At 36.1% G+C, this 20,692-nt stretch carries 21 protein-coding genes; 13 read left to right on the top strand and 8 right to left on the bottom strand.

The genetic code is table 11. The features are described 5' to 3' along the window. Positions 1-52: 52 nt before the first annotated feature. Complete coding sequence (locus GQN54_RS07775; protein WP_160632963.1) at positions 53-2,719, top strand: tetratricopeptide repeat protein; 2,667 nt, start codon at positions 53-55, stop codon at positions 2,717-2,719. Here the strand turns inward: GQN54_RS07775 and GQN54_RS07780 are convergent. After that, positions 2,712-4,133, bottom strand: coding sequence for an ATP-dependent DNA helicase (locus GQN54_RS07780; protein ID WP_160632964.1), 1,422 nt, complete (start codon positions 4,131-4,133; stop codon positions 2,712-2,714). The genes GQN54_RS07775 and GQN54_RS07780 overlap by 8 nt on opposite strands. A 167-nt stretch (positions 4,134-4,300) precedes the next feature. Here GQN54_RS07780 and GQN54_RS07785 point away from each other — a divergent pair, with 167 nt between their 5' ends. Genes GQN54_RS07785 through GQN54_RS07805 form a run of 5 tightly spaced genes read left to right on the top strand, consistent with a single transcriptional unit; the run spans position 4,301 to position 8,110 of the window. After that, positions 4,301-4,882: a hypothetical protein gene (locus GQN54_RS07785; protein ID WP_160632965.1), complete on the top strand. Its 582-nt coding sequence runs from the start codon at positions 4,301-4,303 to the stop codon at positions 4,880-4,882. Between the two features lie 9 nt (positions 4,883-4,891). Continuing rightward, positions 4,892-5,746: a DUF3822 family protein gene (locus GQN54_RS07790; protein ID WP_160632966.1), complete on the top strand. Its 855-nt coding sequence runs from the start codon at positions 4,892-4,894 to the stop codon at positions 5,744-5,746. Next, positions 5,737-6,273 (top strand): 16S rRNA (guanine(966)-N(2))-methyltransferase RsmD, encoded by a 537-nt coding sequence (rsmD, locus tag GQN54_RS07795; protein WP_160632967.1) that lies wholly within the window; start codon positions 5,737-5,739, stop codon positions 6,271-6,273. The genes GQN54_RS07790 and rsmD overlap by 10 nt, the downstream gene beginning before the upstream one ends. 7 nt (positions 6,274-6,280) lie before the next feature. Further along, positions 6,281-6,733 carry a pantetheine-phosphate adenylyltransferase gene (coaD, locus tag GQN54_RS07800; protein ID WP_207554852.1) on the top strand — a complete coding sequence of 151 codons (453 nt, stop codon included), beginning with the start codon at positions 6,281-6,283 and terminating at the stop codon, positions 6,731-6,733. Positions 6,734-6,742: 9 nt separating this feature from the next. After that, positions 6,743-8,110: a TlpA disulfide reductase family protein gene (locus GQN54_RS07805; protein ID WP_160632968.1), complete on the top strand. Its 1,368-nt coding sequence runs from the start codon at positions 6,743-6,745 to the stop codon at positions 8,108-8,110. Here GQN54_RS07805 and GQN54_RS07810 read toward each other — a convergent pair. Next, the gene (locus GQN54_RS07810; protein WP_160632969.1) at positions 8,100-8,711 is read right to left on the bottom strand and encodes an NUDIX hydrolase; all 612 of its coding nucleotides are present in this window, start codon (positions 8,709-8,711) and stop codon (positions 8,100-8,102) included. The genes GQN54_RS07805 and GQN54_RS07810 overlap by 11 nt on opposite strands. A gap of 8 nt (positions 8,712-8,719) precedes the next feature. Between GQN54_RS07810 and pyrE the strand changes: the two genes are divergently transcribed. Together pyrE and GQN54_RS07820 are read left to right on the top strand one after the other, a co-directional pair. Continuing rightward, positions 8,720-9,361: an orotate phosphoribosyltransferase gene (gene pyrE / locus GQN54_RS07815; RefSeq protein ID WP_160632970.1), complete on the top strand. Its 642-nt coding sequence runs from the start codon at positions 8,720-8,722 to the stop codon at positions 9,359-9,361. 6 nt (positions 9,362-9,367) lie between these two features. Then, positions 9,368-9,769: a hypothetical protein gene (locus GQN54_RS07820; RefSeq protein ID WP_160632971.1), complete on the top strand. Its 402-nt coding sequence runs from the start codon at positions 9,368-9,370 to the stop codon at positions 9,767-9,769. On the opposite strand, the gene GQN54_RS07825 is transcribed toward GQN54_RS07820, so the two are convergent. Then, positions 9,759-10,514 (bottom strand): biotin--[acetyl-CoA-carboxylase] ligase, encoded by a 756-nt coding sequence (locus GQN54_RS07825; RefSeq protein ID WP_160632972.1) that lies wholly within the window; start codon positions 10,512-10,514, stop codon positions 9,759-9,761. The two genes, GQN54_RS07820 and GQN54_RS07825, sit on opposite strands and share 11 nt — an antisense overlap. A gap of 83 nt (positions 10,515-10,597) precedes the next feature. Here GQN54_RS07825 and rsfS point away from each other — a divergent pair, with 83 nt between their 5' ends. From rsfS to GQN54_RS07850, 5 genes are read left to right on the top strand one after another with little or no spacing between them, the layout of a single operon-like run. After that, positions 10,598-10,975 (top strand): ribosome silencing factor, encoded by a 378-nt coding sequence (rsfS, locus tag GQN54_RS07830; protein ID WP_160632973.1) that lies wholly within the window; start codon positions 10,598-10,600, stop codon positions 10,973-10,975. Positions 10,976-11,013: 38 nt separating this feature from the next. Beyond that, positions 11,014-13,080 carry an ATP-dependent zinc metalloprotease FtsH gene (gene ftsH / locus GQN54_RS07835; RefSeq protein WP_160632974.1) on the top strand — a complete coding sequence of 689 codons (2,067 nt, stop codon included), beginning with the start codon at positions 11,014-11,016 and terminating at the stop codon, positions 13,078-13,080. A gap of 4 nt (positions 13,081-13,084) precedes the next feature. After that, positions 13,085-13,300 carry a putative signal transducing protein gene (locus GQN54_RS07840; protein ID WP_160632975.1) on the top strand — a complete coding sequence of 72 codons (216 nt, stop codon included), beginning with the start codon at positions 13,085-13,087 and terminating at the stop codon, positions 13,298-13,300. Then, positions 13,293-14,123, top strand: coding sequence for a phosphatidate cytidylyltransferase (locus tag GQN54_RS07845; protein ID WP_207554853.1), 831 nt, complete (start codon positions 13,293-13,295; stop codon positions 14,121-14,123). The genes GQN54_RS07840 and GQN54_RS07845 overlap by 8 nt, the downstream gene beginning before the upstream one ends. A 32-nt stretch (positions 14,124-14,155) precedes the next feature. Further along, complete coding sequence (locus tag GQN54_RS07850; RefSeq protein WP_160632977.1) at positions 14,156-14,815, top strand: phosphatidylserine decarboxylase family protein; 660 nt, start codon at positions 14,156-14,158, stop codon at positions 14,813-14,815. 4 nt (positions 14,816-14,819) lie between these two features. On the opposite strand, the gene GQN54_RS07855 is transcribed toward GQN54_RS07850, so the two are convergent. From GQN54_RS07855 to purL, 5 genes are all read right to left on the bottom strand, one after another. Beyond that, complete coding sequence (locus GQN54_RS07855) at positions 14,820-15,515, bottom strand: YjjG family noncanonical pyrimidine nucleotidase (protein WP_160632978.1); 696 nt, start codon at positions 15,513-15,515, stop codon at positions 14,820-14,822. A 3-nt stretch (positions 15,516-15,518) separates the two neighbouring features. Then, on the bottom strand, positions 15,519-16,172 hold the full coding sequence (gene upp, locus GQN54_RS07860; protein ID WP_160632979.1) for a uracil phosphoribosyltransferase: 654 nt from the start codon (positions 16,170-16,172) through the stop codon (positions 15,519-15,521). Between the two features lie 76 nt (positions 16,173-16,248). Further along, positions 16,249-17,556 (bottom strand): polysaccharide deacetylase family protein, encoded by a 1,308-nt coding sequence (locus tag GQN54_RS07865; RefSeq protein WP_160632980.1) that lies wholly within the window; start codon positions 17,554-17,556, stop codon positions 16,249-16,251. After that, the gene (gene radC, locus GQN54_RS07870; RefSeq protein WP_160632981.1) at positions 17,557-18,255 is read right to left on the bottom strand and encodes a RadC family protein; all 699 of its coding nucleotides are present in this window, start codon (positions 18,253-18,255) and stop codon (positions 17,557-17,559) included. A gap of 106 nt (positions 18,256-18,361) precedes the next feature. Beyond that, positions 18,362-20,599, bottom strand: coding sequence for a phosphoribosylformylglycinamidine synthase subunit PurL (gene purL, locus GQN54_RS07875; protein ID WP_160632982.1), 2,238 nt, complete (start codon positions 20,597-20,599; stop codon positions 18,362-18,364). Positions 20,600-20,692 lie beyond the last annotated feature (93 nt).

Below are 20,692 nucleotides of genomic sequence, written 5' to 3' on the forward strand. Positions count from 1 at the left end.
GATAACTATATTTTCTATTTTTATCAGCAGGAAGAACTATATCCATTACACTATGAGCAAGAGAATTACAACCATCTTACTTCTTTTATTATTTACCACTTCAAGCATTACTGCCCAAGAAGTTATCGGTAAAAAAGAAGAAAAATTGTTAATGCAGAAAGGAGAGGCATATTACAACGATGAGTATTATCAAACCGCTGCTACCATTTTCGAAAGATTAAACAAAGCCAATCCGGAAGATTTGTACTATAAGTTGATGGTAGGAATTTGCTACTCTTTCCTAAATGACAAAAAAGAAGAGTCTTTAGATTACCTGCTTGACGTTCAAAAGAAAAATCCCGATTACGTTGATGTCTACTTCTTTATTGGACGAGCATATGCTGTCAACCACCAATTCGACGAAGCCATAAAAAATTTCAATAAGTATATACAATCGAGTCAAGTTTTACCTGAAGATAAGGTAAAGGCTCGCTTATTCATTGAAAATTGCCAAAACGCAAAAGGAATCGTGCCAGATAGTTTGGAATTAGTAATTGAAAATATAGGACCTCCCATCAACACAAAATATGAAGAATATGTCCCTATTATTACTCCTGATGAGAGACTACTCATTTTTACCTACAGAGGTGAGCGAAGTGTTGGAGGAAGAATGGATAGAGCAGGGAACTCAGACCCTAAAGGAGAATATTATGAAGATATCATGATTTCTTATAAAAGAGGAGAAGAGTGGTCAGAACCAAGAAGCATTGGTAATAATATCAACACCAGTAAACATGATGCAAGTATCGCCATTTCAGCAAATGGAAGAAAACTATTCACCTACAGAAGTAGTAATAAAAATGAAGGAGACATCTATTTAAGTGAGTTAGAAGATGGATCTTTTACTACACCTAGACCACTAAACTCAGAAATTAATTCTGATTCTTGGGAAGGCAGCGCAAGTCTAACTAGTGATGAAAAAACCTTATACTTCACCAGTGAACGAGAAGGCGGATATGGGGGTAGAGACATCTACAAAGCTGAGCGTTTAAAAAATGGTGATTGGGGCAATGTAGTTAATTTAGGCCCAACCATCAATACACGGTACGATGAAGACGCTCCATTTATTCATCCTGATAACAAAACATTGTACTTTAGTTCAAAAGGCCACAATAGCATTGGTGGGTATGACATCTTTTACACTTATAATGATGATGGCGTGTGGGATGCACCTGAAAACATTGGCTACCCTGTAAATACAATCGAAGACGATCGGTATTACGTATTAACTGCTGACGGTACAAGAGGATATTACTCCAGTGCAGGGAAGGATGACTCTTACGGTGGAAATGATATCTATGTTGTTAGCCCAGGACACTTTGGAAAACGTCCCATATTAGCATTAGTAGTTGGAGTTACCAAAATGAATGGAAAGGTTGCAGCTGCAGAAATAACCGCAACTGATGCCACCACAGGAGAGTTTGCCAATCAAACAACTTCAGACAGCGAATCAGGAAAATTCATGATTTCATTGATTCCAGGTAATAAGTATAAAATAGCAATAGAAATCGAGGGAGCTAAAACTACTTACGAATATATAAATGTAGAATCAGTGGAGACTTTTGTGCAAGTAAACCATGATATTGATTTATATACAGATGATTTTCCTGAAGAAGAGAAAGCGGAAAATAACGCTAGCATTACTCCTTCTTTACAAGAAAAACTGACTGAACAAATTAAACGAATCAAAGAATTTGCCAACGATAGCATAGAGTACGAAAAAATAGACTTGAACAAGCGAATTATTAAATTAGAAAAATACAACAAGGAAGTAGCTGAAGAAAATGATAAAAACAATAGTAACACCGCAGGAGGCTTGGTGCCAGCAGGTAACAAAACGATTGCAGGTTTGTCATTTAAAGTAGAAGTAGGAGCTGTAACGGATACCAATGAGTTTAAATTAGCAGCTTTGAGTAAATACGGAAAGATTTCTCGCAAATTATATGAAGATGGGTTTTACAGATATACTTTTGGCCCATTTGAGACATTGGAACATGCAGAAAACTTCAGAGATATGATGGTTGAAAAAGAACCAGAAGCTAAAGATGCTTTCATTACGGTATTTGTATTTGGGAAGCGTAAAACGGTAGATGAGTTTACAGAAGAATTTACTTTAGAAGGATTAGATAATGAGCCATTGGCTGCGAATTCTACTTCAAACACTATCATAGAAAATACAAACCCGGAGGTTACTGCAAAAAAATCAAGCACCACTATTACAATGCCTGATGAGATGACGGAAGACGAAAAGATAGCTGCAGAAAAAATGAAATTAATGACTGACCCCTGTGACAAGTACACCATGGAGGCATTCACTGCATTTGTGTTGAAGGACATCGATAAAGAAGAAAACTATAAACGACTATTGAGCTTAGTAGGGCCAATCTGTCACCCTGATTTACACTTTGAAGTACAAATTGGAGCATACAGAAAACCTAACAACTTTAAATACGACAAGCTTTTAAAGTTTGGAAATCCACAAATTAGAAACTATCAAGATGAAATTACCAGATTCACCCAAGGTGAATTTAAGACATTCTACGATGCTGAAGGTTTAAGACAAAAAGTAATTAAGGAAGGAACTACAGATGCATGGATTACTCCATTTTACAAAGGAAAGCGATTATTGATGCAAGACTTGGTAAAAGGCAATTATGAAAGTGCACTAGGACTCAATTAAAAAATCGCTCATTAAAATTTAAAAGATACAACTTTTGTGTTGCTCGAGTAATCGCAGTATACAACCATCTAATATAAGCAGTATCTATCATCTCTTCAGTGAGGTATCCTTGGTCGATTATCACATTTTTCCACTGCCCTCCCTGAGATTTATGACAAGTAATAGCATAAGCAAACTTAATTTGCAAACCATTATAATACGGATTCTTTTTTAAGAGTTCGTATTTTTTTTGTCGATTGGGTTCGTCTGCATAATCTTCCAACACCCGTTCATAAAGCAGTCTATAATCCGCAGGATCAAGCGCCGGACTTTCGGACTCTAAGGAATTCAACAACAACTTCGTTTCAACTAGAGGTTCTTCAGGATAATCGACCAGACGAATGGTCGCATCAACAAATCGAAAACCGTACATTTCCTCCGTATTCCCTAATCGCATAATTTCGGCAATATCTCCATTTGCAATAAAACCTGCTTTCGACTTTTCATCTAACCAGAAATAATTATTTTTCACAATCATGATATACTCTCCTGTCGCGATTTCATCCTCCATCCAACGGATACGTTGTCTAATCTGACCATTAAACAGGTTTGCTCTTTTATTTGATCTACAAATAACTATAGAATGATCTTCTCCATCATTACTGTAACAGTCATTAAGAACATCTTCTAGTTCATCTCCACCTAGCCTAATGATGTCAGGGTAACCATCTATTTCAAACTTAATATTGAAATCATCCGTTAATAAAGCCAGCCTCAATTTTGTTGCATTGTATAAAATCCCTGAATCATATTGTTGACGAACTACCTCTTTTAATTCTGCTCCTTTAAGATGAATTGGAAAAGCCGATTGCAAAAATTTAGGTTCAAGGGCTGGGCTTAAATCCATTCCTACCGGAGGTAACTGAGCTGTATCACCAATAAAAATTAATTTACAATTATGGCCACTAAAAACGAACTCCATCAAGTCATCAAGTAGACTTCTACTAGATCCAAAGCCAGAATTAGATAAGCCAGCTGCATCTGAAATCATAGATGCCTCATCGACTATAAATATGGTATTTTGCATTTTATTGGCTGCCAGAACGAATTTGGACAACCCTTCAGGTGACGTTTTAACCTGGTAAATCGCCTTGTGTATCGTAAAGGCTCTTTTGTTTGAAAAAGTAGATAACACTTTTGCGGCTCGCCCTGTAGGAGCAAGCAAGAGGGACTTTAATCCCAACTTTGGCAGTGCTTTTACCATAGCTCCAACAGTGGTGGTTTTACCCGTACCGGCATATCCTCGAATAATAAAGGCCCAGTTTCCTTCCTTCTTGTCGATAAATCGACTCATTCTATCAATTAGAATTAACTGATCTTTGGTAGGTGGATGTCCCATTTGTGAAATAAATAGAGACGAAAAAGCGTTGGACATGTGAGAATATTTTCCGGACGAATAATGCATAAAGGTAAGACAACTATTAATGATTTTTTAATTTTGCAGCACCATAAAAAATAGTAGTTTTGTAAGGCTTTGAAAAAAGCATTTTGGGACATTTTCGACCAAATAATTTAATTTAACAGTTTAAACATCATAGAAAAATGAAAATCGCAATTCAAGCAGTACTACTTATAGCAGCCGTTGTGCTTGCATACCTTGTTTACGACAGTGTAAATAGCCGAATTGAATTTGAGAAAAAATTAGAATACAGAAAAGGGGTAGTCGTTGAGAATTTAATTCACTTAAGAACTGCTCAGAATGAATTTAAAGGTGAGAAAAAACGTTATGCAAAAACGTTTGACGAATTGTTTGGATTTATCAAATATGACTCTATCTCTGTAATTAAAGCTATTGGTAATGTGCCGGATTCATTGACCGAGCAACAAGCAGTAGAATTGGGGATCGTTTTAAGAGATACCACAAAAATTGCTGCGATTGATAGCGTGCTTAAAGGAATGAACCTCGACTCATTAAAATACATCCCATTTTCAGGTGGTGAAATTTTTAAGATTGATGCAGGCCAAATTGAAAAAAACAAAGTTAATGTAAACGTTTTTGAAGTATCAGCGAAATATAGCCAATTCCTTAAAGGCCTGAGCACAAAAAATGAAAACATTGACCTTGAAAATGAACTAAAAGTTGGGTCTATGGAAGAACCAACAACAAGTGGAAACTGGGAATAATAAAAATATATGACAGGAACTATTCAGCCTGTATTTCATCAGTTCGATCAATCTAAGGTTGACGACAATAAAACAAATTACCATCTATCACTTCAAATAAGTATAGATGGTTTTTGTTTTGCCCTCTTTCATATTATTGAGAAGAGGTACATTGGTATTGGGGAATATCAGACATCCTCCAATCAGACAATGGATACCCAGCTATTTGAGAATATTGTCCAAAATGAACAGTGGCTTCAAGGAAATTTTAAATCAGTAAGTTGCTCTTTTTCCAATTCTAAAAGCACTCTTATTCCTTCCCCCCTATTTGATGATCACGAATTAAGATCCTACTTATCGTTACACACTGACTTAAGTCCAACTGACGAAGTATTTTCAAACAAACTAATTCAAAGTCCAATTCGTAATTGTTTTGCCATTCCTCATGTATGGAGTAAGCTAATAGTTAGCCAGTTTCCAAATACTAACATCTTGAATATCAACTCAACCCTGATTGAAGCGGCAATTCAAAACAATCAAAAGAGAACTGAAATTATGCTCCACTTTCTTGGAGGAGAATTCAAACTGGTGATAACAAATGGTCAAAAATTATTGATGAGCAATAGTTTTAATTACCAGACCTCAGAAGATGTAATTTACTACCTCCTCTATGTTATGGAACAACTGAAACTCGACCCGAACAAATCAGTGCTTATCCTATCAGGAAAAATTTTGAAGGATTCTGCAATCTACAAATTGCTGTATAAATATATTCTTACCATCGAATTTGCAGACTTACCCCATTCAGTTGAATACGCCAAACCCATTATGCAAACAGAAACCCATCGATATTACCCATTAATCCAACAATACTTGTGCGAATAATCAGTGGAATATATAAAGGAAAAAAATTAATCGCCCCAAAAAGTCTTCCCGTAAGACCAACAACTGACTTTGCGAAAGAAGGGCTATTTAATATGCTAAATAATCGAATAGATTTTGAAGGGATTGCCGTTTTAGACTTATTCGCGGGAACTGGAAATATTTCTTTAGAATTTGCCTCTAGAGGAGCTCAATTGATTACCTCAGTAGATGCAGACAGAGGTTGTATAAATTACATTAGAAAAACTGCAGAGGAGCTAAACTGTAACTGCATTCTACCTTTGCGTGGAGATGTATTCAGCTTTGTTCAAAAGAACTTTGGACAGTTTGATGTCATTTTTGCTGATCCACCCTACGGTTTAAAAGGTTCTGAAATTTTACCAACTAGTATCCTAAATGGGACCTTATTGAATGAAAAAGGTCTTCTCATTTTTGAGCACCCAAAAGAACTCAATTTTGATAATCATCCAAATCTGATTTTGAATCGTAAATTTGGTAATGTGAATTTTAGCTTCTTCGAACATAAATAGACTAAATATGAAAATTGCGGTTTTTCCCGGCTCATTTGACCCCATCACCAATGGGCATATCGACCTAATCAAGCGTGCATTACCAATATTCGACAAAGTGATTATCGCTATTGGCTACAACAGCAATAAAACGAGCGGAATGTTCTCTATAGAAGAAAGACAAGAGTTCATTGCAAAAAGTGTAAAAGGTATAGGCAATACAGAAATTGCCACCTACGAAGGACTAACGATCAATTTTTGTAAAAAAGTAAAAGCAAATACTATCTTGAGAGGACTAAGAAACACCGTAGACTTTGAATTTGAAAAATCAATCGCTCAGATGAATAAAGAACTAGCTCCAGATATTGAAACCATGTTTTTATTCACCAATCCAGAGTTTTCAGCAATAAACTCATCAATCGTGCGTGATATAATTCGTAATGGCGGCAATGCTAACCAGTTTTTACCATTTGAATTATAAGATAATCCTATGATTAAAATCTTCTCAACTACAATTTTACTTCTAATTGTAAACTTCAGTTTCTCAAGTGAAACCATAATTCAAGGGAATGCAAAAGGCTTTGAAGGAAAAACTATTCGCTTAACTGCTATTCAAGATTACATCACGAATACTACAGAGAAATTAGGAACTGCCACTATAAAAGACAATCAATTTAAATTTAAATTGGAAACCGAGGAGGTGATTCAAATAACTCTTACTATTGAAGATAAGTCCACCTCGTTTTACATCTCAGCGGGTAAGGTATACAACATTAGTCTAAGTTTTGATGAAGAATGGAACAGAGGTAAAATATATGATAAGGAATTGAGTTTAAGCTTTAGCTTTCCGCAACCAGATGACATTAACCAATTAATTAAAAAGTTCAACAATGATTACGCTGCATTTTTTGAAAAAAATGCGGTTTTAATGGCTAACAGGCAAGCTCAAAAACAAATAGATGAATTTGTAGATCAAGTCAACTCGGATCAAAGATACTCTCGAGATAAATTCATGTTGGCTTATGTAAAATACGCTTGTGCCAGCCTGCAAGATGCCTCCTTTTACAACAAACAAAAACTAACAGCAAATTATTTAAGTGACTCTCCTATTTTATATAATCACAAAGAGTATATGCTTTTTTATACGCAGTTCTATGACAATCATTTCAAGAAATTGATACTGGGCAGTAAAGGAGCAGAACTACTTAAGTATCTAACTTTAGAAAATGATTTAATATCAGCTAATAAATATATTCAAGAACAAATAAAAGTCAAAAATGCATCCTTTGCAGAATTGTACCTACTCTATGGTATTTTTGATGTTTATTTCGATAAAGTATTTAATCAAAAAAGCGCCCAAGATATTTTAAGGCAAATTTCAAAAAATGGAGCTACAAAAGAAAATAAAATCATTGCTGGTAATATCCTAAAGAAAATTCAATTCTATGGAAATGACAATGTCGCTCCCAGTTTTAGCCTGTATGATGTCAATAAAGAGTTACATCAATTAAAAGAATTTAAAGGCAAATATATCTATTTAAACTTTTGGGCAAGTTGGTCATTGATTTCCGTAAAAGAGATGCAAATTATTAAAAGCCTCCATAAAACATTTGGCGATAAAATTGCATTCATCAGTATCAACTTAGACGATAATTTTGAAGATTTTAAAGCAGCAAACAAGCGTTATAATTATACGTGGACTTCTTTACATTATGGTAATCAGTTTGAGGTAAAAGAAGATTATCAAGTCTTCACGATTCCTACATATATCATTATAAATCCGAAAGGAAAAATAGAATCTAGCCAAGCGCCCAATCCAGAAACTATTGGGGATTACTTTTATAAGGTTACGAAGTAATGTTTTTCAGCAGTGATTCAATAGAAGCGTAGGTGTTATTCATGATAGGTTCCATTCCAATTGGAGCAACCCAACAGACCTGCTCAATGCCCTCTTCTTCCTGAGGAGTCAATAATTGATCTCTCTCTACACGCATTTTAAACCAGTGAGTAGGTTTCAAAATCTGATGTTCATTTACCCAATAAACATGGTAAGTCGTCATTAGTTTTTCTTCCAATAAAACATCAACTAATCCACATTCTTCTTCTACTTCCCTTATTGCTGCATCATCATAGCTTTCTCCTTTCTCTACCTTTCCTTTAGGTAAGTCCCATTTACCTAAACGATAAATAAAAAGCATTTCGTTTAAAGGGTTAAATACAATTCCACCAGATGCCTCTACTATTTCGAATTGTCTTTTAAATAATTCCCATTGAATTTCTACTTCTTTCATTAAAAAAACCAAATGCAGGGCATTCTTACTATTTTTTAATAAATCCACAGCCTCTTCTAACTCACTTAAATCGGAATAGTTAATGTAAAGATAATTCTTAAGACGATCTGAAAAGGAATCAAAATGTTGAAAAGTAATGGAAGACTGATTAATAAAAACTTGATACATTTGTCAATATGAATGCTACGGATGATACTGCGTTAAAGGTCGCAGAATTTTTGCTACAAATAAAAGCAATAAAATTGAACAATGCTGAACCCTTTACATGGGCTTCAGGATGGAAGTCACCTATCTATTGTGACAATAGAAAAACACTTTCATACCCTCCAATACGAACCTATATTCGACAGATTTTCGTTGAAAAAATTAGAGAAAAGTATGGTACTCCTGATGTAATAGCTGGTGTTGCCACTGGTGGAATTGCCCTTGCAGCGCTCATCGCTCAAGAAATGGAACTTCCAATGATATATGTTCGTTCTTCTTCGAAAGGACATGGTCTACAGAACCAAATCGAAGGGGTATTGGAGAAAGGCCAAAAAGTTGTGGTAATAGAAGATCTCATTTCCACAGGAATGAGCAGTTTAAAGGCGGTTGAAGCATTAAGGACTACTGGAGCTGACGTAGTAGGTATGGTTGCTATATTCACTTATGGGTTCGACGTTGCAGTAAATAATTTCAAAGACTATAAATGTCCCCTGATTACTTTAACAGATTATGAAGCTTTATTGGAAGTTGCCGTAGAAACTTCCTATATTCAGAAGCATGAAATATCCTCACTTAAGGAATGGAGAGAAAACCCTTCTACCTGGAAACAATAAAAAAATATGAAAATAGAAACAGCTAAAGTAGCTTCACCCAATAGTCAACAAGCATTATTTAATTTTTTATCAGATTTAAACAATCTTGAACAATTAATGCCTGAGGGCAAAATTGACAACTGGAAATCCGACAGTGACAGCTGCGAATTCAGTATCAAAGGGATGGCCTCTATAGGACTTAGAGTAATTGATCGCAAACCCAATAATGAGATCAATATTGAATCTTTCGGCAAAGCTCCGTTTAAATTCAAATTGAATATCCTAATTGAGGAAAAATCAGCAGATAGCGCAGAGACTCAAATCATTTTTGACGGAGATGTCAACCCTTTCATGAAGATGATGATTGAAAAGCCATTGAGTAACTTTTTCAATATGCTAACTGCAAAAGCTGGAGAGCTTAAATTATAAATTTAAGTTCTTTCAGCCCGTATTCGGATAGGTCACCAATTTCATTTTCTAATACTACATTTCCATAATTTTTTACGCCGACTAACTTGGCTTTAATTACTTGGTCGTCTTTTTCATAATACGCCCATTGATTATAGTTTAGCAATCGGTGATGGTAAGCATCGTCAATTTCAAAGTACTTCTCGGCTCTCAGCATTAAATACCACTTTTGCATACTTTTTAACAATGATTGCAATAAATGTCCTGTTTCTATCAACTCTCCTGCCTCCATCGAGAGTGAAGTTGCACCAAGTCCATAAATTCCAAAATCTTGCTCATTAATATTTACCCCAACCCCAATAACTGAGTGTTCAATTTCTTGTCCACGAACTGAGTTTTCAATTAATATTCCTGCCACCTTATCTTTTCCAACGTAAATATCGTTGGGCCACTTTATTTTCACATTGAAAATGGACAGCTTCTCAATAGCCTCTACCATCCCAATCGCGATGACTTTACTGAGGTAAAATTGCTTTTCTAAGGTTAAAAATTTAGGAAATAAAATGACGCTAAACGTTAGATTTAGGCCTTCTCCGGAATACCATTTCGTACCCATTTGCCCCCTTCCATGAGTTTGGTGTTTTGCATTAATGACAGTACCTTCAACAACTTTTTGTTTTTTTAACATGCGTTGTGCATGCAAGTTGGTTGAATCAACTTCGTCAATTTCTATGAGTTGGCCTCCAAAGAATTGCCTATCTATCATAATACAAAGGATTTGAAGAAGACAATATTAAGCGTTTCTATACTAAATTTCGTTACTTTTGTGAATTAATTTTATAGCTCATAATGACCAAGAAAAGAATTGTAGGAGAATCCGAATTGTTGACAGAAAACATCATCAAAGCCATACAAGAAAAAAAAGGAGACAACATCACTTGTCTAAATTTAAAAAATATAGACGCAGCCGTAACGGATTATTTCATCATTTGCGACGGAACATCTAACACCCAGGTTTCAGCCATTAAAGACTCTATCGAAAAAGAAGTTAGAGAAGCGCTAGGCGAAAAGCCGTGGCACATTGAAGGTACGAATAATGCAGAATGGATTTTAATGGACTACGTTAATGTAGTGGTTCACATTTTCCAAAAAGAAACCAGAGCCTTTTTTAATATTGAAGGACTTTGGGCAGATGCAGACATTCAAGAAATACCAAGTATAAATTAAGATTACAATCTAAAAAGTATCACTACCCCCATTTTAACATGACAGAGAAGAAAAAACAAAAAGGGAAACCACCAAAGAAACAATTCAACTTTTATTGGATTTATGTAACGGTTGGTGTTTTACTAATAGCATTAAATTTATTCAACTATAGTTCAGGTGCTCAGAAAGTGACTTGGGATAGATTTGTCAATGAAATGCTCAAAGAGCAAGAAGTTAGCAGATTAGTAGTGGTGAATAATGAGCTAAAAGTTGAAATATTTTTAAGTGCCGAAGCATTAAAGAGTGATAAATACAAAGACCTAAAAAAGGGAACTTTCTCAGATGCTACAGGACCGCAGTTCTATTTAACTATTGGCTCTGTAGACCAATTCAGTAGAGATTTAAATCGAGTACAGGAGGATCTTCCAGAATCTGCACAAGTCAATCCAGAATATGACCAACGTAAAAATTGGACTGGAGAAATAATCAGCTGGGTTCTACCAATCGTGATTATGATTGGCCTTTGGGTATTCATTATGCGTCGAATGTCAGGTGGTGCAGGTGGTGGCCCCGGTGGACAATTGTTCAACATAGGAAAGTCTAAAGCGACTCTTTTTGATAAAGAAAAAAACGTAAAGGTTTCTTTTAATGACGTAGCAGGTTTGGATGAAGCAAAAGTGGAAATTCAAGAAATCGTTGAGTTTTTAAAGAATCCTAAAAAGTATACTGAGTTGGGAGCTAAAATCCCAAAAGGAGCATTATTAGTAGGCCCTCCTGGAACAGGTAAAACCTTATTAGCTAAAGCAGTAGCAGGTGAAGCTCAAGTTCCATTCTTTAGTTTATCAGGTTCTGATTTCGTTGAAATGTTTGTAGGAGTTGGTGCTTCAAGAGTACGGGACTTATTCAAGCAAGCGAAGGAAAAAGCGCCTGCTATCATTTTTATCGATGAAATCGATGCCATCGGTAGAGCAAGAGGTAAAGGTGCAGCGCAAGGATCTAACGACGAAAGAGAAAATACATTGAACCAGTTATTAACTGAAATGGACGGATTTGGATCTAACTCTGGAATCATCATTTTAGCAGCGACTAACCGTGCCGAAATTTTAGATAGGGCATTACTTCGTCCAGGTCGTTTTGACCGTCAAATTAGTGTAGACTTACCTGAGTTAAATGAGCGTAAGCAGATTTTTAAAGTTCATGTGAAGCCATTAAAAATTGACAATACTGTTGATATCGAATTTTTATCAAAACAAACTCCTGGCTTTTCTGGTGCAGACATTGCCAATATTTGTAATGAAGCGGCATTAATTGCTGCAAGAAAAGATAAAAAAGCGATAGATCAACAAGACTTTTTAGATGCCATTGACCGTGTAATTGGCGGATTAGAGAAGAAAAATAAAATCATCACCAGTGAGGAAAAGAAAGTTATCGCTTTTCATGAAGCTGGTCATGCATCAGTAAGTTGGTTAGTAAAATACGCCAACCCATTGGTAAAGGTGACAATAGTTCCTAGAGGAAGGTCCTTAGGAGCTGCATGGTATTTACCCGAAGAAAGACAAATCACCAACACCGAGCAATTGATCGATGAAATGTGTGCTGCCTTAGGTGGAAGAGCTGCAGAAGAAATTATTTTTGGTAAAATTTCTACTGGTGCGTTAAGCGACTTGGAAAAAATCACCAAACAAGCATATGCCATGGTTTCCATTTATGGATTGAATAGCAAGATTGGAAATATCTCATTCTATGATTCTACCGGCCAAAGTGAGTATAGTTTTAGTAAACCTTATAGCGAAAAGACGGGGCAAACTATTGACGAAGAAGTTAGCAAACTTGTCGAAGCTGCATATATAAGAACAAAAGATATTCTGATAAAACACAAGGCAGAATTAACTCAATTGGCAGAGCTACTGTTAGAAAAAGAAGTTATCTTCAAAGAGGATGTAGAACGCATTTTCGGGAAACGCCCGGCTGAATTTGATGCGGAGCGTGAAGAAAAGAAACTTTTAGAACAAACTATTTCTGATAATGAAAAAGCAAAAGCGATAGCATTGAGCGCAGAAAATAGTGATCAGAAGAAATTAACAGAGCCAACAGAGGAAGAAATATCTGAAGAAAAGAATAGCTAATCACATGGAAAACGATTGGGTAAAAATTGCAGGAGCCTCTCAACTATATATTGTTGAAATGTACAAAGGCCTTTTGGACGAACATTCTATCCAATCCATTCTAATGAATAAAACTGACTCCATGCATCTGCATTTAACCAATGCAGATGTAGAGTTATACGTTCGGAATCATGATGTTATTCGTGCTAAACACTTAATTGAAAAAGCCCGATTTGAATAATTTTACACAACGTGCTCTTACAGGAATAATTTTCGTTGCGGTGCTTTTAGGAGCAATCGTACTCAGCGAATATGCTTCAGCCATACTATTCTTCTTTATTATTCTATTGGGAACTAGAGAGTTTTATAATTTCTTTAAAGATGGAGAGTGTTCTCCTCAAAAAAATGTAGGAATTATCAGTTCTCTATCTTACTTCACAATTTCGGTTTTCATTAATCAATCGCAATTAGCCAACACTACGCTTTTCTTATTGGTTCCAATTGTCTTTTCTATTTTCATCATCGAGTTGTTCAGGAATAAGCCAAATCCGATTAGCAACATTTCCTATACCTTATTAGGAATTGTTTACATCGCATTCCCGATGACATTGCTATATGAACTTTCCTTTATCGAAAACAATCAATTTGGGGGAGCGTATAACTATCAAATTGTCTTAGGCTTCTTTTTTCTTTTATGGGCGAATGACACAGGAGCCTATTTAGTGGGAAGAAAATTAGGACGTACCAAACTTTTTGAACGAATTTCACCAAAGAAAACATGGGAAGGTTCATTGGGTGGTGCTGTTCTAGGAATCGGGGTTGGATATTTAAATGCACAAATATTCACAGACTTAAGTTTATTCAATTGGATTATTGTTGCGTTACTAGTAGTCGTTTTTGGCTCACTCGGAGATTTAGTAGAATCTCTCTTTAAACGAAGTTTAAATATCAAAGATTCAGGCAAATTACTCCCTGGCCACGGTGGACTCCTCGATCGTTTTGATGGTATTTTTATCGCGGCACCTATCGTTTATACCTATTTACGATTTATATTTGCATTTTAGTACCTTGCACACCTAACTCATTTTTTTATCAGATGACATTTCATAAAGAAGGATATCCAAGCATTATATTAGTGTTAATTGTATCAGCTATTATTACAGCAATTACACATTATTTTTTTAGTCAATACCCTTGGGTAATCTATTTAGGCTATGCTATTTCAGCCTTTTTAATTGTTGTAATTCTTCAGTTTTTTAGAAGTCCGAGTAGAACGGTAACCCCTAATGACAATCACATTATTTCTCCTTGCGATGGCAAAGTGGTAGTAATAGAAGAGGTTCAAGAGACTGAATTTATCAATGAAAAGAGAATTCAAGTTTCTATCTTCATGTCTCCGATAAATGTGCATAACAATAGATACCCAATTGCAGGAACTTTAAAAAACTTCAAATACCACCCAGGGAAATTCTTGGTAGCATGGCATCCAAAATCCTCTACGGAGAATGAAAGAACCACTGCGTTAGTAGAAGATTCAAAAGGTCGTAGTGTTTTGTTTAGACAAATTGCAGGGGCTTTGGCAAGAAGAATCGTATTCTACGGTAAAGAAGGTGATAAAGTAGAGCAAGGCTCAGAATGCGGCTTTATTAAATTCGGATCTAGAGTTGATTTATTTCTTCCAATTGGAACTAAAATCAATGTAGCACTTGAGCAGAAAGTCACTGGTGGAATTGATGTGATTGGTGAATTTCAATAATTCACTACAAAATCCCTTTCAGCTCAATCAATCCTTTAATGTGATGTGTTGGTTTTACTATTGATTTCTTAGGAAAATCAGCTAAGTAAACACTGTCCATTCCTGCTTGTTTTGCTCCAACAATATCTGCCTCAAAATCGTCGCCGATCATAATACTGTGATGAGCAGCAGCACCACTGCGATCAAATGCGTGTTTAAAAATATCCTCATGTGGCTTTGCCTTCCCGATCAATTCTGAGATGACCACTTCTTTAAAAAATCGATCAATTCCAGAGTTTTTCAACTTTACAAATTGAGCTTCTTTAAATCCGTTTGTAATTATGTGTAGGTGATACTTTTCATTTAGGTATTCTAAAACAGGCAGCGCATCAGGTAATAAATGAGGCTTTATACTACAAGTCTCTACATATCGATCATTGAACTCTAACGCCATTTTCTCATCATCAATATGAAAGTGCTGAAGTGCATGATGAAATCTCAGCTGCCTTAGTTCATCTTTAGTGACTTTTCCAACTCTATAAAGTGCCCACAAGTCGTGATTCTTTATTCTATAAACGCTCATAAATTCATCAAAACTCGGAACACTTTTATGCCCCAGTTCAAATTCGTGATACAAGTCGTTTATAGTTTCTAAAGAATTTCTTTCAAAATCCCATAGTGTTCGATCTAAATCGAAAAAAACATGTTCATATTTAGACATGAATTATTCTTTTTCGCCAAATGCTAAATCTCCTGCATCTCCCAAACCAGGAACAATATAGGACTGAGCTGTTAATTCCTCGTCCAATGCTGCCATCCAAATAGTAACATTATTTGGAAGATTTCTTTTTGCATACTCTAGACCTTCTGTGCTACCAATTACAGATACTAAATGAACGTGTTCAGGCTTACCTTTAGACAACAATGCTTTGTAGGCCAACACAATAGAAGAGCCAGTTGCGATCATCGGGTCGGAGAGAATTAAAGTTTTCTTTTCAATAGAAGGGCAAGCTAGATATTCCAACTCTATATCAAAACTACCATCCTTGTGGTGTTTTCTGTAAGCAGAAATAAATCCATTTTGAGCCGCATCAAAATAATTTAACAAACCTTGATGTAATGGCAACCCTGCTCTTAAAATAGTAGCAATAACAGGCTGGTGCTTGAACACAAATTCATTAGATAGACCTAAAGACGTTTGAACTTCCTTTTTCTCAAAAGCCATTGTTTTACTGATCTCATACGCAAAAATTTCGCCCACCCGTTCAAGATTTCTTCTGAATCGCATGCTGTCTTTTTGTATATTAACATCTCTAATCTCAGCCATAAATTGGCTGACAATCGAAAGTTCTTTATCTAGTATTTTAACTTTGGCCATTTTGATATATTTTTTACAAAGATGCCTAATTTATTGGTGGAGCATCCTATTCTTTGTCCAATTTTTTATTTTTTGACTATTTTTCAGAAGCTTTTTCTAACAAATAAGAATAAATGGAGCGCCAGCCTACCCAAATGTCTTCATCACTCAAACTCTCGTTGTGCCATAAACTAATGAAAGTCCCGTCCACTTGTCTAACCGCATCTACCATTTCATCAATCGCTTCTTTTGCTTCTTCAATGGTGTAATTATAGTAAAACTTTAAACTTGCATCCATAATGCAGAATGGATATACCTTAAGGTCTGTTATTACTTCCAAATCCAAGTCATAGAAGTAAAAGGGCGTACAAATACTGGCTCTAAAGCCAACTGTTGCAGCATAACCCATTGTATAATCCTCCTTCATATCAAAATGAATCAAATTTCGATAGGTTTCTGGCAATGTCAATTTTAAGAAGTGTTGTCTACTTTTAGTGACATCCCTTTTTATCACACCTGCCAACCGCTTGATCTCTTTCTCCAATTTCGCGACATTCTCATTGGACACATAACCAGGATGAATTCCAATTTCTGCTTCGTCAGCAGTAGATTTTATCACCGATTGAAAACTTCGACTTTCTATGGGTACATTTTTATCATTGAACCCATAATCTGCCACTAAGAAAAAATAAATGGGATGCAGCTTATATTCTGCATGCACTTCATTGAGATGTTCAAAAGTATCATAAGGATCGTGCGCTAACCCAAACACCACTTTTAACTGTCGAACCAATTTTGAAAATTGAAACTTAAACAAGTATTTCAAAGAGGCTCCAATGGTGCGTACTACTCCTTTTTGTCGGTAGGCAAACGCATTGTCTACATCTAATGTAGGTAGGAACTGGTAATTTCTAGATTTAAAATCCAAATCAGGAAATTTACTTTCGAGAATCACTTTAAGGCGTTGCGCCCATAGGTTAACTAATGGTCGTTTAATAAATCGATTTTTATAGGCAATACTTTCTTTGGGATCAAATCGATCAAAAACGTCACGAATATGAGGCAAGTATTCTTCATATCTAGAAACCAAATAGAAAGACAATGCAAAAACATCAAAAGGCAATTCTGAGTTGGAATTCGTTTTAAAAAATGCAGGATAACCGTCTACATCGAACACCTTCAACTCTTGTTCTTCTATTCCGTTTTGAAACAAAAAATCGACAGCTGCAAAGTGTAATTCCTCAGCAACTGGACGATAGCAATAGGAAATTTTTGGGCCGCTAAAATCTGCAAACTCCTGCTTTTCAGAAGTAAGCTTTATCTTTAAGCCTAAAATGGTTTCAAAAACTAATTCCAGTGAGTACTGAACTCTATTGGTAATTTTATGCGTGTAGATTAATATCATTTATAGCAAGCCTTCATCTGCGAAGCTAAAGTAAGTATTGTCGGCGAAAATCAAATGGTCTAATATAGGAAGATCGAGGATTCTTCCAGCCTCTTTTAGTTTTTTGGTCAATTGAATGTCGGCATCGCTAGGTTTTAAATTCCCTGAGGGGTGGTTGTGACATAAAATAATGGAAGATGCCAATTTATCGATAGCCATTTTAAATATTATTTTAGAGTCTACTACCGTTTGGCTAACACCACCCTTACTAATGTTAACCCGCTCCAATATTTGATTTCCACGATTCAATAATAACACCCAAAACTCTTCATGTGGCAAATCTTCCATCACCTCTCTCATGTTCTCAAACACGACAGAACTGGCTGTAATTTTCACTCGTTTTACAGCCTCAGTTTCTTTTCGCCTTCTCCCTAGCTCTAATGCAGCAGCAATAGAAATTGCTTTGGCTTCTCCTATTCCTTTAAACTTTTGGAGGTCCACAATGCTCATTTTCCCCAATTGATTGAGGTTATTAGATGCTGCTGACAAAATTCGTTTGGACAACTCAACAGCCGTTTCATCACGACTTCCTGAACCAATTAAAATGGCTATCAATTCTGCGTCGCTCAATGCTGTTTTTCCTTTCAAGAGTAATTTCTCTCGAGGTCGGTCTTCCTCAGCCCAAGCTTTTATTCCCAAATGCTTTTCGATGTCTTCCATAACTCTAAAGATAAGAGAATAAATTATTTATAGAAAATGGAGCTAATAAAAAAGCATCCCTCCTTTCGGAAGAATGCTCTTTTAAAATTCTATGTATAGGACTGAATTAGCTATTCAATCTGTTCTCTAAAGCGGTTTCAAATTGGTGTTTCGCATCAGCTACTGTTCCAAATGATTCTCCATCGATAAGCATTTCTTTACCCTCTACAGTTCCTAAGAAAGTATACTCTAATCCAGAAGCTACCATGTGCTCAACAAACTCATCTTGGTTATCAGGATTGATGGATACCACTACTCTACTTTGAGATTCTCCGAACAAGTATGCATCTTTTCTATAGTCGCTATCAGTTTCTACAGAGAAACCAAATCCATTTGGCATTCCTGCTTCTAACAAAGTAATGAATAAACCACCATCTGAGACATCATGTGCTGAGTTCAACATACCTGCTTGAATCAACGTCTTCACTTGATTTTGCAATGCATGCTCCTCATCCAAATTGAAGTATGGAGAAGGTGATTGCTTCACTTTATGGTAAGCATATAAATATTCAGATGAACTGATATCGTTTTGAGCTCCACCAATCATATAAATTAAATCTCCTTCGTTTTGGAAAGCCAATGAAGTGATGAATTTCTTATCAGTTACAATACCCATCATACCAATAGTAGGAGTTGGAAAAACTGGAACATCTACTCCATTCTGCATGCTTTGGTTGTAGAAACTTACGTTTCCACCCGTTACTGGTGTCTGGAACTTCTCACAAGACTTTTTCATTCCTTTGATCGCTCCCACAAACTGCCAGTATACCTCTGGGTTGTATGGATTTCCGAAATTCAAACAGTTAGTAATTGCTGAAGGCTCTCCACCAGAACAAACAATGTTTCTAGCTGCTTCTGCAACTGCAATGGCACAACCTTCTTCTGGGTTAGCATTAACGTAACGTGCGTTACAATCTACTGTAAAGGCCAAAGCTTTGTTCAAGCCTTTGATGTTTACAATACCTGCATCAGTTGGTTTGTTTGCACTCATGTTAATAGTACCTACCATTGTGTCATACTGCTCAATCACCCACTTCTTAGAAGCGATGTTTGGATGATTGATTAAAAAGTAAGCCACTTCTTTAAGGTCCTTTGGCTCTTCAATAGACTCAATTTTGAACTTCTGATTTTCTGCAAAATAAGCAGGTTCTTTATATTCTCTTTCATAAACTGGAGCTCCACCACCTAATACTAATGATTCAGCAGGAACATGAGCAACTAATTGACCTCCCATATAATATTCCAATTGTCCGCCTTCGGTCACTTCACCAATTTGCTCGCAATTCAAATCCCATTTGTCAAAAATAGCTTCTACCTCAGCTTCTCTACCTTTCTTCACCACTACTAACATACGCTCTTGAGATTCTGATAACAAAATCTCAAATGGCTTCATGCCTTCTTGACGGGTAGGCACTTTATCTAAATCTATCCTCATTCCGAATCCCTCCTTTCCACTCATTTCTGAAGTAGAACAAGTAATTCCAGCAGCTCCCATATCTTGCATTCCAATGATTGCATCAGTTTCAGCCAATTCTAATGAAGCTTCCAATAATAATTTCTCTTGAAAAGGATCTCCAACTTGAACAGCTGGCAAATCATTTGCAGATTCTTCGGTGATGTCTTTCGAAGCAAAAGCTGCTCCATGGATTCCATCTTTACCTGTAGCTGATCCAACAATATAAACTGGATTACCTAATCCGTAAGAAGTAGCAGAAATCATTTTGTCTGCTTTCATAATTCCTGCAGACATAGCGTTTACTAATGGATTGGTGTTGTAGCACTCGTCAAAGAACACCTCTCCTCCCACTACAGGGATACCAAATGCATTACCGTAGCTTCCGATACCTTTTACCACTCCTTTCAATAACCACTTGGTTCTGTCAGAATCGATAGAACCAAAACGTAAGGAGTTTAATTGTGCAATTGGACGAGCCCCCATGGTAAAAATGTCACGGTTGATACCACCTACACCTGTAGCCGCACCTTGAAATGGCTCCAAAGCCGACGGGTGATTGTGTGATTCAATCTTGAATGCACAAGCTAATCCGTCACCGATGTCCACTAATCCAGCATTTTCTTCTCCAGCTTCGGCCAACATATGTGGGCCTTCTTTTGGTAATTTCTTCAACCAAGTAATGGAGTTTTTGTAAGAACAGTGCTCCGACCACATCACAGAGTAAATACTTACTTCTGTAAAGTTGGGTGTACGTCCCAAAATTTCCTTGATTTTATCAAATTCCTCAGGTCTTAATCCTAATTCTATTGCCGTTTCTACGGTTGCTTCGTTCAATGTATTATCTTCCATTTTGTGAAGGGCTGGTTAGTAAGCTGCAAAAGTAAAATTTTGAATCCCATCTACCAACCCATTTAATGCATATTTTTCACTTATGACTTACTA

Source organism: Acidiluteibacter ferrifornacis (assembly GCF_009909615.1).
GTDB lineage: Bacteria > Bacteroidota > Bacteroidia > Flavobacteriales_E > Vicingaceae > Acidiluteibacter > Acidiluteibacter ferrifornacis.

Bases quoted from the DNA above. Each gene is read 5' to 3' on its own strand.
- GQN54_RS07775 (WP_160632963.1), top strand. From the start codon at position 53: ATGAGCAAGAGAATTACAACCATCTTACTTCTTTTATTATTTACCACT.
- GQN54_RS07780 (WP_160632964.1), bottom strand. From the start codon at position 4,133: ATGTCCAACGCTTTTTCGTCTCTATTTATTTCACAAATGGGACATCCA.
- GQN54_RS07785 (WP_160632965.1), top strand. From the start codon at position 4,301: ATGAAAATCGCAATTCAAGCAGTACTACTTATAGCAGCCGTTGTGCTT.
- GQN54_RS07790 (WP_160632966.1), top strand. From the start codon at position 4,892: ATGACAGGAACTATTCAGCCTGTATTTCATCAGTTCGATCAATCTAAG.
- coaD (WP_207554852.1), top strand. From the start codon at position 6,281: ATGAAAATTGCGGTTTTTCCCGGCTCATTTGACCCCATCACCAATGGG.
- GQN54_RS07805 (WP_160632968.1), top strand. From the start codon at position 6,743: ATGATTAAAATCTTCTCAACTACAATTTTACTTCTAATTGTAAACTTC.
- GQN54_RS07810 (WP_160632969.1), bottom strand. From the start codon at position 8,711: ATGTATCAAGTTTTTATTAATCAGTCTTCCATTACTTTTCAACATTTT.
- pyrE (WP_160632970.1), top strand. From the start codon at position 8,720: ATGAATGCTACGGATGATACTGCGTTAAAGGTCGCAGAATTTTTGCTA.
- GQN54_RS07820 (WP_160632971.1), top strand. From the start codon at position 9,368: ATGAAAATAGAAACAGCTAAAGTAGCTTCACCCAATAGTCAACAAGCA.
- GQN54_RS07825 (WP_160632972.1), bottom strand. From the start codon at position 10,514: ATGATAGATAGGCAATTCTTTGGAGGCCAACTCATAGAAATTGACGAA.
- rsfS (WP_160632973.1), top strand. From the start codon at position 10,598: ATGACCAAGAAAAGAATTGTAGGAGAATCCGAATTGTTGACAGAAAAC.
- ftsH (WP_160632974.1), top strand. From the start codon at position 11,014: ATGACAGAGAAGAAAAAACAAAAAGGGAAACCACCAAAGAAACAATTC.
- GQN54_RS07840 (WP_160632975.1), top strand. From the start codon at position 13,085: ATGGAAAACGATTGGGTAAAAATTGCAGGAGCCTCTCAACTATATATT.
- GQN54_RS07850 (WP_160632977.1), top strand. From the start codon at position 14,156: ATGACATTTCATAAAGAAGGATATCCAAGCATTATATTAGTGTTAATT.
- GQN54_RS07855 (WP_160632978.1), bottom strand. From the start codon at position 15,515: ATGTCTAAATATGAACATGTTTTTTTCGATTTAGATCGAACACTATGG.
- upp (WP_160632979.1), bottom strand. From the start codon at position 16,172: ATGGCCAAAGTTAAAATACTAGATAAAGAACTTTCGATTGTCAGCCAA.
- GQN54_RS07865 (WP_160632980.1), bottom strand. From the start codon at position 17,556: ATGATATTAATCTACACGCATAAAATTACCAATAGAGTTCAGTACTCA.
- radC (WP_160632981.1), bottom strand. From the start codon at position 18,255: ATGGAAGACATCGAAAAGCATTTGGGAATAAAAGCTTGGGCTGAGGAA.
- purL (WP_160632982.1), bottom strand. From the start codon at position 20,599: ATGGAAGATAATACATTGAACGAAGCAACCGTAGAAACGGCAATAGAA.